This window comes from Xanthomarina sp. GH4-25, from assembly GCF_045363175.1.
Classification (GTDB): Bacteria; Bacteroidota; Bacteroidia; order Flavobacteriales; family Flavobacteriaceae; genus Xanthomarina.
The window spans coordinates 123450-136505 of sequence record NZ_JBJFLO010000006.1 but is presented as its reverse complement, the minus strand read 5'-3'; the positions used below and the strand labels follow the sequence as shown (position 1 = coordinate 136505).

Annotated in this window: 12 protein-coding genes and 1 tRNA gene; 6 read left to right on the top strand and 7 right to left on the bottom strand. The window is 33.1% G+C overall.

All coding sequences use genetic code 11. The features are described 5' to 3' along the window. Positions 1-7 precede the first annotated feature (7 nt). Positions 8-1075: a class II fructose-bisphosphate aldolase gene (fbaA, locus tag ACI5KZ_RS10285; protein ID WP_406847587.1), complete on the top strand. Its 1068-nt coding sequence runs from the start codon at positions 8-10 to the stop codon at positions 1073-1075. Positions 1076-1202: 127 nt separating this feature from the next. Beyond that, positions 1203-2060 (top strand): acetyl-CoA carboxylase, carboxyltransferase subunit beta, encoded by an 858-nt coding sequence (gene accD / locus ACI5KZ_RS10280; protein ID WP_109308552.1) that lies wholly within the window; start codon positions 1203-1205, stop codon positions 2058-2060. A gap of 65 nt (positions 2061-2125) precedes the next feature. On the opposite strand, the gene ACI5KZ_RS10275 is transcribed toward accD, so the two are convergent. After that, positions 2126-2968, bottom strand: a complete 843-nt coding sequence (locus ACI5KZ_RS10275) for a hypothetical protein (RefSeq protein ID WP_406847586.1) — start codon at positions 2966-2968, stop codon at positions 2126-2128. Between the two features lie 171 nt (positions 2969-3139). Between ACI5KZ_RS10275 and rpsO the strand changes: the two genes are divergently transcribed. Together rpsO and ACI5KZ_RS10265 are read left to right on the top strand one after the other, a co-directional pair. Continuing rightward, on the top strand, positions 3140-3409 hold the full coding sequence (gene rpsO / locus ACI5KZ_RS10270) for a 30S ribosomal protein S15 (RefSeq protein WP_109308550.1): 270 nt from the start codon (positions 3140-3142) through the stop codon (positions 3407-3409). A 256-nt stretch (positions 3410-3665) separates the two neighbouring features. Continuing rightward, entirely contained in the window at positions 3666-5909 is a 2244-nt protein-coding gene (locus ACI5KZ_RS10265; RefSeq protein ID WP_406847585.1) for a polyribonucleotide nucleotidyltransferase, read from the top strand. Positions 5910-5982: 73 nt separating this feature from the next. Here the strand turns inward: ACI5KZ_RS10265 and ACI5KZ_RS10260 are convergent, their stop codons facing one another. Beyond that, entirely contained in the window at positions 5983-6378 is a 396-nt protein-coding gene (locus ACI5KZ_RS10260; protein ID WP_109308548.1) for a hypothetical protein, read from the bottom strand. Between the two features lie 166 nt (positions 6379-6544). Between ACI5KZ_RS10260 and ACI5KZ_RS10255 the strand changes: the two genes are divergently transcribed. Further along, the gene (locus tag ACI5KZ_RS10255; protein WP_055442537.1) at positions 6545-7408 is read left to right on the top strand and encodes an RNA polymerase sigma factor RpoD/SigA; all 864 of its coding nucleotides are present in this window, start codon (positions 6545-6547) and stop codon (positions 7406-7408) included. Positions 7409-7552: 144 nt separating this feature from the next. Continuing rightward, positions 7553-8215, top strand: a complete 663-nt coding sequence (gene rpe, locus ACI5KZ_RS10250; protein WP_109308734.1) for a ribulose-phosphate 3-epimerase — start codon at positions 7553-7555, stop codon at positions 8213-8215. Here the strand turns inward: rpe and ACI5KZ_RS10245 are convergent. The 5 genes from ACI5KZ_RS10245 to ftsZ all read right to left on the bottom strand — a co-directional run bounded on the left by ACI5KZ_RS10245 (position 8212) and on the right by ftsZ (position 13034). Continuing rightward, the gene (locus ACI5KZ_RS10245; RefSeq protein ID WP_406847584.1) at positions 8212-9147 is read right to left on the bottom strand and encodes a pyridoxal-phosphate dependent enzyme; all 936 of its coding nucleotides are present in this window, start codon (positions 9145-9147) and stop codon (positions 8212-8214) included. The two genes, rpe and ACI5KZ_RS10245, sit on opposite strands and share 4 nt — an antisense overlap. A 174-nt stretch (positions 9148-9321) precedes the next feature. Then, positions 9322-10191 carry a zinc-dependent peptidase gene (locus tag ACI5KZ_RS10240; RefSeq protein ID WP_109308546.1) on the bottom strand — a complete coding sequence of 290 codons (870 nt, stop codon included), beginning with the start codon at positions 10189-10191 and terminating at the stop codon, positions 9322-9324. 212 nt (positions 10192-10403) lie between these two features. Beyond that, positions 10404-10477, bottom strand: a tRNA-Arg gene (locus tag ACI5KZ_RS10235). A 21-nt stretch (positions 10478-10498) separates the two neighbouring features. After that, positions 10499-10948, bottom strand: coding sequence for a GatB/YqeY domain-containing protein (locus ACI5KZ_RS10230; protein WP_109308545.1), 450 nt, complete (start codon positions 10946-10948; stop codon positions 10499-10501). A gap of 139 nt (positions 10949-11087) precedes the next feature. Further along, positions 11088-13034, bottom strand: coding sequence for a cell division protein FtsZ (gene ftsZ, locus ACI5KZ_RS10225; protein ID WP_109308544.1), 1947 nt, complete (start codon positions 13032-13034; stop codon positions 11088-11090). Positions 13035-13056 lie beyond the last annotated feature (22 nt).

Sequence of the window (13056 nt, the reverse complement as noted above, 5' to 3'; positions counted from 1 at the left end):
TACAATTATGGCTCATAATATTAAACCTGGAGTTGCAACAGGTCAAGAAGTTCAAAATATTTTTAAACTAGCTAAAGAAAAAAACTTTGCGCTACCTGCAGTAAACGTTGTAGGGTCAAGTAGCATTAATGGCGTTTTAGAAACTGCTAGAGATTTAAATGCACCTGTAATTATTCAGTTTTCTAATGGTGGAGGTGTTTTTAATGCCGGTAAAGGATTAAGCAACGATAACCAGAAAGCAGCTATTGCTGGCTGTGTAGCTGGAGCAAAACATGTTCATTTATTAGCAGATGCCTATGGAGTACCGGTTATTTTACACACAGACCATTGTGCTAAAAAATTATTACCATGGATTGATGGGTTATTAGATGCCAGTGAACAACATTTTAAGGAAACAGGAAAACCTTTATACAGTTCTCACATGATTGATTTAAGTGAAGAACCTATTGAAGAAAACATTGAAATTTGCAAACAATATCTTAGCAGAATGAGCAAAATGGGGATGACTTTGGAAATTGAATTGGGTATTACTGGTGGTGAAGAAGATGGCGTAGATAATACAGATGTGGATGACTCAAAATTGTACACACAACCAGAAGAAGTCGCTTATGCTTTCGAAGAACTAAGTAAAATAAGCAATCAATTCACCATTGCAGCAGCCTTTGGAAATGTGCATGGTGTATACAAGCCTGGAAATGTAAAACTAACACCTAAAATTCTTAAAAACTCTCAAGAATATGTGTCAAAGAAATTTGGGGTAACACACAATCATATCGACTTTGTGTTTCATGGTGGCTCAGGATCTACAGTTGAAGAAATTCGTGAAGCTATAGGTTATGGTGTTATTAAAATGAATATCGATACAGACATGCAATATGCCTTTACTTCTGGTGTTCGTGATTATATATTAGAAAAACAAGATTATTTGCAGTCGCAAATAGGAAATCCAGATGGCGACGATGTTCCAAATAAAAAATATTACGACCCAAGAGTTTGGTTACGTAAAGGCGAAATGACCTTTGTTGAACGCCTAAAAAAGGCTTTCGAAGATTTAAATAACGTCAATACTTTATAAAATTTATAAAAGAGAAAAGAGGGCAATTCAAATTAAACGTTTAATTTTGCCTTTCTAACTAACAATAGAACTAATGGTTTTTAGGAACTAAAAATCGTTAATCATAAATCTAAAATCGTTAATCGATATGTCTTGGTTTAAAAGAAAAGAAAAAGGAATTCAAACCACAACCGAACAGAAGAAGGACACTCCTAAAGGCTTGTGGTATAAATCTCCAACAGGAAAAATAGTAGATACCAAAGAATTAGAACAAAATTTTTATGTAAGTCCAGAAGATGGCTACCACGTAAGAATTGGAAGTAAAGAATATTTCGAAATTTTATTCGACGATAATAAGTTTAAAGAACTAGATGCCAAATTGGAATCTAAAGATCCTTTAAATTTCGAAGACACCAAAAAATACCCAGAACGCTTAAAAGCTGCTCAAGAAAAAACCAATTTAAAAGATGCCGTTCGTACTGCTGTTGGTAAATCTAAAGGAAAAGATTTAGTTGTTGCATGTATGGATTTTTCTTTTATTGGAGGCTCTATGGGTTCTGTTGTAGGTGAAAAAATAGCGCGTGCAGCAGATTATTCTTTAAAAAAGAAAATCCCATTCATGATTATTTCAAAATCTGGTGGAGCTAGAATGATGGAAGCCGTTTTATCTTTAATGCAACTGGCAAAAACTTCGGTTAAATTAGCTCAATTATCAGATGCAGGAATACCTTATATTTCTTTATGTACAGACCCAACAACAGGTGGAACAACTGCCTCCTTTGCTATGTTAGGAGATATTAATATAAGTGAGCCTGGAGCTTTAATTGGTTTTGCTGGACCTCGCGTTGTAAAAGACACAACTGGTCAGGATTTGCCAGAAGGTTTTCAAACTTCTGAGTTTTTATTAGAACATGGTTTCTTAGATTTTATTACACATAGAAAGCATCTTAAAAACAAGGTAAATCAATATATCGATTTGATTACCAATCAACCAATAAGAGAATAATTTCAACTATATAATAATAAAAAAAGCGACCATTAGGTCGCTTTTTTTTATATATGTTTCTTTTACTACAAAATAATATCAATGGTTGTCCCATCGGTTAATGTAAATGTCGCAAAATTATCGCAAGCTCCATTTCCATAATCTAAAGTACCACCAAAAAAGGTGCGTTCTACCTCGATAGATCCACTTACAAAATAGTAACAAGAAACTTCACGACGTAAGGGTAAAATAATCTCGTAATTATGAGTACTACCATTCATAAAGGTAGCGTTCCAGTAACCTGTAAACTCAAAAACACTATCCGTAAAAACTCCCGATCCAAAACCTTCCGTCCATTCTCTTATAATTTGTCCTTCTCTAGAAGCTTGTAAACCATTTGGCCAAACAACTGTTAAATCTACAGTATGTGTAAATTGTGGATTTCCGTTGTCATTAGCAAGTTCTTTTAAAATAGAATTATTACCTATAACCTGTTTATTATCAAACTTGTAATCATTTAAAACATAGCCTAGAAACACTTGTTCTTCTAAAGGATCTCGTTCGTAAGTAATAACAATTTGTCCTTCGTGTAAATGACCTCTCACCATACAACCTCCTTCAGCAAAGTCTACGGTCAGTTCTCGAAAATTTTGTTCCATAACCAAAGTCACAGTAACACAATTAGGGAAAGAATTTCTGGAGCTAATAACACCTCTGGCTTCAGCACTTTCTTGGTCTTCATATACTTCAATAATAAAATCTTCTAATGATGCAGACAAAGCGTCCATTTCTGAAGATTGAACCACTTCATTTAATTCCTGGTCTTGAGATACAGGATCTGGAGAATCATTTTCTGTACAAGCAGTAAACAAAAGCCCTAGAATTATTAGAGCAAACAATCCATTCGATTTCAATTTCAATGTTTTCATAATCAATTTTTTAAGGTTAAGATGCTATTAAAACGGAAAGAATAGAAAAAAATTACAATTAGATATAAAATAATATTTTCACAAAAGATTACAATTAATGAAAAAGTAGTATATTTGCAGCTCGAAAGAAAAGCTTTCGTGTACATAACAATCATTTACAATAATATTAGAATGTATTTAACAAAAGAATCTAAAGAGGAAATCTTTAAAAAACACGGTAAAGACGCAAAGGACACTGGTTCTGCTGAAGGACAAATTGCATTATTTACACACAGAATTGAGCACTTAACACAGCACTTAAAAAATAATCGTAAAGATTATAATACAGAGCGTTCATTAGTAATGTTAGTAGGTAAGAGAAGAAGCTTACTAGATTACTTAATTAAGAAAGATATCTTAAGATATCGTGCTATAGTTAAAGAATTAGGATTAAGAAAATAATCACATTTAAGAGGCTTCGCGCCTCTTTTTTGTTTTAAAATAACTAGTTACATGTCATTCGAGCGAAGTAACCAACCTGTGCTTAGCGCAGTCTAAATATGGTAATCTCTTATAATTAAAAAAGATTATCTCATCACTTTAAAGGATGATTCTCAATGACAAAAATAGAAGAAGCTATTCATAGTTTTTCATTGGTCACAACAACTACTACTACAACAACACAACGACCATTGTTTAATTTAGAATTAAAAAATTTATGATTCCAAAAGTTTTTAGAGAGGTCATTGACCTTGGTGATGGAAGAGAAATCTCCATTGAAACCGGAAAATTAGCAAAACAAGCTCATGGTAGTGTTGTTGTGCAATCAGGAAAATGTATGTTACTATGTACTGTTGTTTCCAATTACGAACAAAAAGACCTAAACTTTCTACCTTTAACGGTAGATTACAGAGAGAAGTTTGCTGCTGCAGGTAGATATCCTGGAGGCTTTTTCAAAAGAGAAGCAAGACCAAGTGATGGCGAAGTATTAACCATGCGTTTAGTGGATAGAGTATTACGTCCATTATTCCCAAAAGATTATCATTCTGAAACACAGGTGATGATTCAATTAATGTCTCACGATGAAAATGTGATGCCAGATGCTATGGCTGGATTAGCTGCTTCTGCTGCAATTCAATTATCAGATTTACCTTTTGAATGTCCAATCTCTGAAGCTAGAGTTGGTCGTATAAACGGTGAATTTATTATTAACCCAACACTTGCTCAATTAGCAGAATCTGATTTAGATATGATGATTGGTGCTTCTGCCGATTCAGTTATGATGGTAGAAGGTGAAATGGATGAGATTTCTGAAGAAGAAATGGCAGATGCTATTAAGTTTGCACACGAAGCTATTAAGGTTCAATGTGCTGCTCAAGTGAGATTAGCTGAAGCATTCGGAAAAAAAGACGTTCGTGAATACGAACCAGCAAGAGAAGATTCCGATTTAGAGAAAAAGGTGCATGATATGGCTTACGATAAAGTATATGCCATAGCAAAAGCTGGATCATCTAAACATGAAAGAAGCGCTGCATTCGAACAAATTAAAGAAGATATAAAAGCTACTTTTACAGAAGAAGAATTAGAAGATTACGGTGGATTAGTTTCAGATTATTACAGAAAAGCTGAAAAAGCAGCTATTCGCGACTTAACCTTAAATGAAGGGTTGCGTTTAGATGGTAGAAAGACTGACGAAATCAGACCAATTTGGTGTGAAGTAGATTACTTACCATCTACACATGGTTCTGCACTTTTTACACGTGGAGAAACACAAGCTTTAGCTACAGTAACTTTAGGAACTTCTAGAGACGCTAATCAAATAGATATGCCATCTCAAGAAGGTGAAGAGCGTTTCTATTTACATTATAACTTCCCTCCTTTTTGTACAGGTGAAGCAAGACCAATCCGTGGGACTTCTCGTAGAGAGGTAGGTCATGGTAACTTGGCGCAACGTGCTTTAAAAGGCATGGTACCAGATGAAAGTCCATATACAGTTCGTGTCGTATCTGAAGTATTAGAATCTAACGGTTCATCTTCAATGGCGACTGTTTGTGCTGGAACAATGGCATTAATGGATGCAGGAGTACAAATGACAAAACCAGTTTCTGGGATTGCGATGGGATTAATTTCTGATGCTGCATCTGGAAAGTATGCTGTATTATCTGATATTTTAGGTGATGAAGATCACTTAGGAGATATGGATTTTAAAGTGACTGGAACTGCTGATGGTATTACAGCTTGTCAAATGGATATTAAAGTAAAAGGATTAAGTTACGAGATTTTAGTGAATGCACTAAAACAAGCTCGTGATGGTCGTTTACATATCTTAACGAAGTTGACAGATACAATTGCTAAACCAAATGCAGACGTTAAAGAACATGCACCTACAATGGTAACAAGACGTATTCCTAACGATTTTATTGGTGCCTTAATTGGACCTGGTGGAAAAGTGATTCAGGAAATGCAAAAAGAAACTGATACAACGATTGTTATTAACGAAGATCCTGTTACTGAAGAAGGAATTGTTGAAATTTTAGGTGTTGGTAAAAAAGGTATCGAAGCTGTTATGGCAAAAATAGACGCTATATTATTTAAACCTGAAGTTGGTAGTGTATACGAAGTAAAAGTAATCAAAATGTTAGATTTTGGTGCTGTTGTTGAGTATACGGATGCTCCAGGAAACGAAGTGTTATTACACGTAAGCGAATTAGCTTGGGAACGTACAGAAAATGTATCTGATGTTGTAAACATGGGAGACGTTTTTGATGTGAAGTATTTTGGTATAGATTCTAGAACTAGAAAAGAGAAAGTATCTAGAAAAGCTATTTTACCAAAACCAGAAGGCTTTAAAGAAAGACCTCCTAGAGATAATTCTAGAGACAATAGAGGTTCTCGTGATAATCGTGGACGTGATAACAGACGTGACGATAGAAAACCTAGAGAAGATAAAAAAGAAGATTAATTCTTTATTTACTTATATTTTAAGAAGCCCATCAAAATAATTTGATGGGCTTTTCTAATTTTTAATTAAACGTTTATTGGGGAATATACTTTTTCATTGCTCCCTTTTGATTGTCATCTAAAATGGAACCCATCTCTTTTCGAAAACCTTGATCACTTAATAAAGTAGATTGAATTTTTTTAGTCATGTCTGAACTAGACCCAGAACTCAATGCTTTACTATTCCCCATGCTTCCAATCATTTTTTGGAACTTTTCACTTTTAAACTGGCTAACTACCAACCCAGAAACTTGTTCTTGTTGTTTTTCGTTTAAATTCAACTTTTCTGTAAAGCTTTTTACTTGATCAGCAACCAAGTTTTCAATCATTGAGTCACTTGAGGAAGCATCACTTTTAGACTGTGTCGATAAGTTTTGGGCTGAAACTTGCATCATTCCAAATGCAAATAATAAAAATATTAATTTTTTCATGTTCTTAATTATTGTTTTATAAAGGCTTAATATACTATAATTATGTAAAATTATATTCAAATATACTTTCAAAAAATTTATTTGTACCTTTCTGTAACAAAATTTACTATTTGTACGTATAATTATTACATTCGTATAACTTAACTTATTTATAGGCATTCATTAGATGAGACAACTTAAAATTACAAAGCAGGTTACTAATAGAGAAACCGCTTCGTTAGATAAATATCTTCAAGAAATTGGAAAAGTTGACTTAATTACAGCAGACGAGGAAGTAGAATTAGCACAACGTATTAAAGCAGGAGACCAACTTGCATTAGAAAAGTTGACAAAAGCTAACTTACGTTTCGTAGTTTCTGTAGCTAAGCAATATCAAAACCAAGGTTTAACCTTACCAGATTTAATTAATGAAGGAAATTTAGGACTTATTAAAGCAGCACAACGTTTCGATGAAACGCGTGGTTTTAAATTTATATCCTATGCCGTTTGGTGGATTAGACAATCCATTTTACAAGCGCTTGCAGAGCAATCGCGTATTGTGCGTTTGCCTCTAAACAAAATTGGTTCTATTAATAAAATTAATAAAACATTTGCCTTTTTAGAGCAAGCTCATGAGCGCCCACCAAGTGCTGAAGAAATTGCCAAAGAATTAGACATGACTATTAACGATGTTAAAGAGTCTATGAAAAATTCTGGTCGTCACGTAAGTATGGACGCACCTTTGGTTGAAGGTGAAGATTCTAATTTATATGATGTCTTAAATTCAGGCGAATCGCCAAATCCAGATAGAGATTTATTACATGAATCTTTACGTACCGAAATTGAAAGAGCCTTAGAAACATTAACACCTCGTGAAGCAGATGTCATCCGTTTATACTTCGGTTTAGGGAATCAACACCCTATGACTCTGGAAGAAATTGGAGAAACATTCGACCTAACAAGAGAACGTGTTAGACAAATTAAAGAAAAAGCTATTCGTAGATTAAAACACACGTCTAGAAGTAAAATATTAAAAACCTATTTAGGATAGTAATTTAAAATAATTACGACTAAATAACCGTAACAAACAGTTACAAAATAACTGTTCGTTTTTTGATTGATGAAAGAAGCCAGAGCTGATTACTCTGGCTTCATTTTTTTACCTATTTTTGTAAAAACAATACAAAACACTACAATGAACTCCAAATTAATTGCTCCTTCCATGCTAGCTGCCGATTTTGGCAATATGCAACGCGATGTAGAAATGGTTAACAACAGTGATGCCGATTGGTTTCATATAGATGTTATGGATGGACACTTTGTTCCAAACATTTCTTATGGCATGCCAGTAATTCAAGCCATTAAAAAACACGCAACAAAACCGTTGGATGTCCATTTAATGATTGAAAAACCAGAACGCTATATTGAAGAATTTGCGAAAGTAGGAGCAGATATTATTACGGTTCATTACGAATCTACAGTGCATTTACACAGAACACTCACACAAATTGAAGATGCTGGATGTAAAGCTGGTGTGGTTTTAAATTTAACAACTCCAGTTTCTGTTTTAGAAGATATTCTACCAAAGTGTTATATGGTGTTATTAATGTCTATTAACCCTGGGTTTGGTGGTCAGAAATTTGAAGACATCACTTATAACAGAATCAAGAAATTAAGACGAATGATTGACGAACAAGGACTAAGCACCAAGATTGAAATTGATGGTGGAGTAACAGATAAAAACATCAAACAATTAGTAGATGCTGGAGCAGATGTTTTTGTCGCTGGAAGTCATGTATTTAAAAGCAGCAATCAATTACAAACCATCAAAGAATTAAAGACGCTTGCTAATAGTTAAAAAGGAAGTTTAGATAAATCGATATTTCCACCTGAAAGAATCACACCTATTTTTTTATTTTTAAATTGTTCTTTTTCCTTTAATACTGCAGCAAGAGCTACAGCACTAGAGGGTTCTACTACTATTTTTAGGCGTTCATAAATTAATCGCATAGCAGCAATTATTTCAAGTTCTTGAACACGAATAATTCGTTCAACATGTTTTTGAATGATTGGGAAATTAATATCTCCTAATTGCGTTCTTAAACCATCTGCAATGGTATTAGCAGTCTTATTTGTTTCAATTTTACCACTAATTAAAGAACGATAAGCATCATCAGCTTCAAAAGGCTCTCCACCTATTACTTTACAGTTTTTTCCAAAATAATGAGCGGCTAAAGCTGTACCAGCAATTAAACCACCTCCTCCAACTGGCGTAAAAATATAATCTAAATCAGCAACATCTTCAAGTAATTCTAAACAAGCAGTACTGTTACCTATTATAACATCTAGATCATTTGACGGATGAATAAAGGTTGCTCCTGATTTTTGAGATATTTGCGAAGCAGCATTTTCTCTAGCTTCAAGAGTAGATTCACAATGAGTAACGACTCCTCCATAACCTATTACAGCATCCACTTTAACTTGTGGCGCAGAATTTGGCATTACAATATAAGCCTTAATTCCTAAGCTCTTTGCAGCTAAAGAAAGTGCTTGGGCAAAATTTCCAGAAGAATGTGTAACAACACCTTTACTTTTTTGCTCTTTGTTTAATTGTATGATGGCATTTGTTGCACCACGCATTTTAAAAGCTCCCATTTTCTGAAAATTCTCACACTTAAAAAACAAGTCTGCTCCAACAATGTCGTTTATTAAATGAGAAGTAAGCACAGGTGTTCTGTGAACAAAAGGCTTTATTTGTTGGTAACAATTAATAAGGGTTTGTTTATTCATAATATCTTAAAACTACAAGATACTTATTTTGGATTATAATTTTATTAATCTGTTTAACTACATTAAAAATTGAAAAATTCGTCTTTTTACAAGTTTTAGATTTCCATGATTTGGAAACTTTATAGCATTATTGAGCCTTACTACATTAAAATCAAAACAAAATTTAAAAACAAGCTAATACCCTTTAAAATTAAAATTCAGCATCTGTTTTACTAAGCTATAAACCTTTGGAAATCGGTAATTAAACTCCTTTGGCGATTCGATAAAAGTTTCTAAAATTACTGCAAGTAATTCAAAATCGTTAGTAAAAGCATAATCTCTAATGTATTCTGAACTCACTAATTTAGCCTTTAAATTCTCATCAACTAAAAGTATGTCTCTAAGTTTATTAAATGTATCTAGAAATATGACGGAATTAATATCGTTTTGATACATACTATTAAAATGAATGGCATGAGCCAATTCATGAATTGCTAGGTTTAATTTATCGTCTTCGATTCGAAACCCATCTTGAAAATTATCCCAAGAAAGTACTAAGGTTTTCAAATTAACATTATACTCTCCTTTATGATAATCTTCGCTAACGCTAGAATAATAATGAGTTGGGTACACAATAATATTTTTTATGGATTTAATAATAAAATCTCTAAATCCAAATGTTAACATAATAGCTGTTGCAGAAATTAAAACTCTTACTTCTTCTGTAATTAAAAAACCGTCTTTACCTATAAATTGTTTATTCTCAATAAAAGCTGCTACTCTGTGCCTGAAATAGGCTTTGTGTTTATTACTTAATCTGTTATAAAAAGTAAATTGTTGCTTTAATATACTCTCTTGACGTGTTTCTATTTTTTTTAAAAACGGGTGAAAATATATAAACATTGGACGTTTTGTAACAAACATATATCCCATTTCAATACCACCAAAAACGCTTACAATAATTTGACGTATCCATATAAAAACAATAATAAGTAAAAAGCCAACAAGGATGGTTAAAATTAAAGTTCCTATATAAAAATCTTCTGTTGGATTTATTAAAAGCATAGAGTTAAAATGTAAACATATAATTAAAGAAAAAAAAATTTAATAATAGCCAATATGGCATATACAAATTAATATCAACTTAAGTAAATAATAGTAATAGGAGTTACTTTGCTTTACTCAAGTCTTTTGAAAACAATGCTTTGAAAACAAAAAATCCTAAACTTACAAATTCAAGCGAACTTGATTTGACATTTAGGAATTTTGTTTATTTGTGACCTCGAGAGGATTCGAACCTCCAACCCTCAGAGCCGAAATCTGATATTCTATCCAGTTGAACTACGAGGCCAATTGTGACACAGGAATGTTGTTAAGCTAACTTTGCTCTAACAATATTAGAAATAGTTTTCCCATCTGCTTTTCCAGCTAATTCCTGACTCACTATTCCCATGACTTTCCCCATATCTTTCATCCCTTCTGCTCCTACACTTTCAATAGTCATAACAACTACTTTTTCTATTTCCGCTTCGGATAATGCTTCTGGTAAAAACTGATTGATAACCTCTGCTTCTGCTAATTCTGGAGCAGCTAAATCCTCACGTCCTTGTTCTATATAGATTGCTGCACTATCCTTTCGTTGTTTAACTTGCTTTTGAAGTATTTTCAGTTCTTGTTCTTCGGTTAAATCTTCTTTAGCACCACTTTCAGTTTGAGCTAATAATATAGCCGATTTAACAGCTCTAAGGGCTGTTAATGCTGTTTGATCTTTAGCTTTCATTGCTTCTTTTAAAGCTGCCATAACCTCTTGTTGTAAACTCATCTTATATTTTTTGAAAGCACGAAGATACTAAGAAAAAAGAATCTTCTTTTGTGAGAATTCTAAAAATTAGAAAACCTCAAAATTATCAATTTGATATCTTGAGGTTTTCACGAAGCTTAAATACTAAACTTAATTGTTTCTAATCTACATTATCGTGTAAAAAAGAGTTGTTACTTCTAAATTGTAAATCATCATTTTCATCTGTACTTACGCTTGTTCCAGACATACTTGAGTCGGATGAATGTTGTGTATTATCTAAATTAACTCCTTGACGTTTATAGGCTGGTGTTTTTTCTATATCGTCAATTTTAGAATTATTAAATTTATAATTAAAATCTTTCATTTTACGTCGTCGCTCTTCGGTACGTTCTTTAAGTATCTCTGAAATAGGACTGTTCATAGGATCAAATTCCTCTGTTGTTGGCTGAGTTGTTTCTTGATTAAGAACTTTCTTTTCGAAAACTATTTCTTCATCAAGCTCTTCAGAAATTTCTAAGGTTTGTTCCTGTTTTTTGCTTTTATTTATTCCTGATTCTATTTCAATATAATCATCAAGTGCATATCTTGTTTCTCCATGTTCGTTTGTTTCGGTTACAGGGATTAATTCTACATAATCGTTTACGGGAATTTTTTTAATATTTTCCTCTAAATCATGAACAACAAAGTCGTCGTCTTTATTTTCAATTGTTGATTCGCTTAATGGTAAATCGAAAGTTAAAGTGATTTGTTGTTTTTCTTCTTCAATTTCTATTGGCTCTTCCTTTTGGGTTTCAGATTGCACATCAGTTATAACAAAATCTTCTTCTTCAACAGTATCTAATACTTCATCATAAACAACGTTTATATTTCTTATTAATTCTGAAGTTGGAATTAAGTCGTTTTCATTTGACACCTTTTTTGGAGTATCAAGTTCTTCCAATTCATTAAGATCTAAGGTATGTTTAACTATTGGAGACTCCTTTTTTTCTTCTAACTCAATATTTGGAGTGATGATAGCTGGAGCTTGTTCTTTTTTTGTTAAATCCTGTTCAAAAGGTTTATCTTCCTCTAAAGCATGAATGACTTTTTTTGTTTCAGTATTAGAAATTTCGTCCTGTTGATCGATATTAAAACCCGTTGCAATAATTGTAACTGCAATAGATTCTTCTAAAGATTCATCTTCACCAACTCCCATAATAATGTTTGCGCCATGTCCAGCTTCGTTTTGAATATGATCGTTAATTTCACCTATCTCATCAATCGTTATTTCTTGTGAACCGGATACAATTAGCAGCAATACATTCTTGGCTCCAGTAATTTTATTATCGTTTAACAATGGTGAATCTAGTGCTTTGGAAATAGCATCGTGTGCTCTATTTTGACCAGAAGATGATGCAGAACCCATAATGGCAGTTCCACTATTACTTAACACGGTTTTAGCATCACGTAAATCGATGTTTTGTGTGTAGTGGTGTGTAATTACTTCGGCAATACCACGAGCAGCAGTAGATAAGACTTCATCTGCTTTAGAGAAACCAGCTTTAAATCCAAGGTTTCCATAAACTTCACGAAGTTTGTTGTTATTAATTACAACTAAAGAATCTACAACGTTACGTAAGTTTTCAATACCAATTTGGGCTTGTTCGTTACGCATTTTTCCTTCAAACTGAAATGGCATGGTTACAATTCCAACCGTTAGAATGTCTAAATCTTTTGCCATTTTAGCAATAATAGGTGCAGCTCCAGTTCCTGTTCCTCCACCCATTCCTGCAGTAATAAAGATCATTTTTGTATTGGTATCCAACATGCGTTGGATATCTTCAAAACTTTCTATTGCAGATTTCTCTCCAACATCTGGGTTTGCTCCTGCTCCTAACCCTTCGGTTAAGTTAAGACCTAATTGAATTTTGTTTGGGACACCACTATTTTGGAGGGCTTGTGCATCTGTATTACAGATAACAAAATCAACTCCTTTTATGCCTTGTTGAAACATGTGATTGATAGCGTTGCTACCTCCACCTCCAACACCAATAACTTTAATAACATTTGATTGATTTTTAGGGAGATCAAATGATATACTGCTTTCGAATTCTTTGTTGCTGCTCATGAATTTCGGGTTTTATTTATTC

What these genes read in the sequence shown, in the direction of transcription:
- fbaA (WP_406847587.1), top strand. Translation starts at nt 8, where the DNA reads ATGGCTCATAATATTAAACCTGGAGTTGCAACAGGTCAAGAAGTTCAA.
- accD (WP_109308552.1), top strand. Translation starts at nt 1,203, where the DNA reads ATGTCTTGGTTTAAAAGAAAAGAAAAAGGAATTCAAACCACAACCGAA.
- ACI5KZ_RS10275 (WP_406847586.1), bottom strand. Translation starts at nt 2,968, where the DNA reads ATGAAAACATTGAAATTGAAATCGAATGGATTGTTTGCTCTAATAATT.
- rpsO (WP_109308550.1), top strand. Translation starts at nt 3,140, where the DNA reads ATGTATTTAACAAAAGAATCTAAAGAGGAAATCTTTAAAAAACACGGT.
- ACI5KZ_RS10265 (WP_406847585.1), top strand. Translation starts at nt 3,666, where the DNA reads ATGATTCCAAAAGTTTTTAGAGAGGTCATTGACCTTGGTGATGGAAGA.
- ACI5KZ_RS10260 (WP_109308548.1), bottom strand. Translation starts at nt 6,378, where the DNA reads ATGAAAAAATTAATATTTTTATTATTTGCATTTGGAATGATGCAAGTT.
- ACI5KZ_RS10255 (WP_055442537.1), top strand. Translation starts at nt 6,545, where the DNA reads ATGAGACAACTTAAAATTACAAAGCAGGTTACTAATAGAGAAACCGCT.
- rpe (WP_109308734.1), top strand. Translation starts at nt 7,553, where the DNA reads ATGAACTCCAAATTAATTGCTCCTTCCATGCTAGCTGCCGATTTTGGC.
- ACI5KZ_RS10245 (WP_406847584.1), bottom strand. Translation starts at nt 9,147, where the DNA reads ATGAATAAACAAACCCTTATTAATTGTTACCAACAAATAAAGCCTTTT.
- ACI5KZ_RS10240 (WP_109308546.1), bottom strand. Translation starts at nt 10,191, where the DNA reads ATGCTTTTAATAAATCCAACAGAAGATTTTTATATAGGAACTTTAATT.
- ACI5KZ_RS10230 (WP_109308545.1), bottom strand. Translation starts at nt 10,948, where the DNA reads ATGAGTTTACAACAAGAGGTTATGGCAGCTTTAAAAGAAGCAATGAAA.
- ftsZ (WP_109308544.1), bottom strand. Translation starts at nt 13,034, where the DNA reads ATGAGCAGCAACAAAGAATTCGAAAGCAGTATATCATTTGATCTCCCT.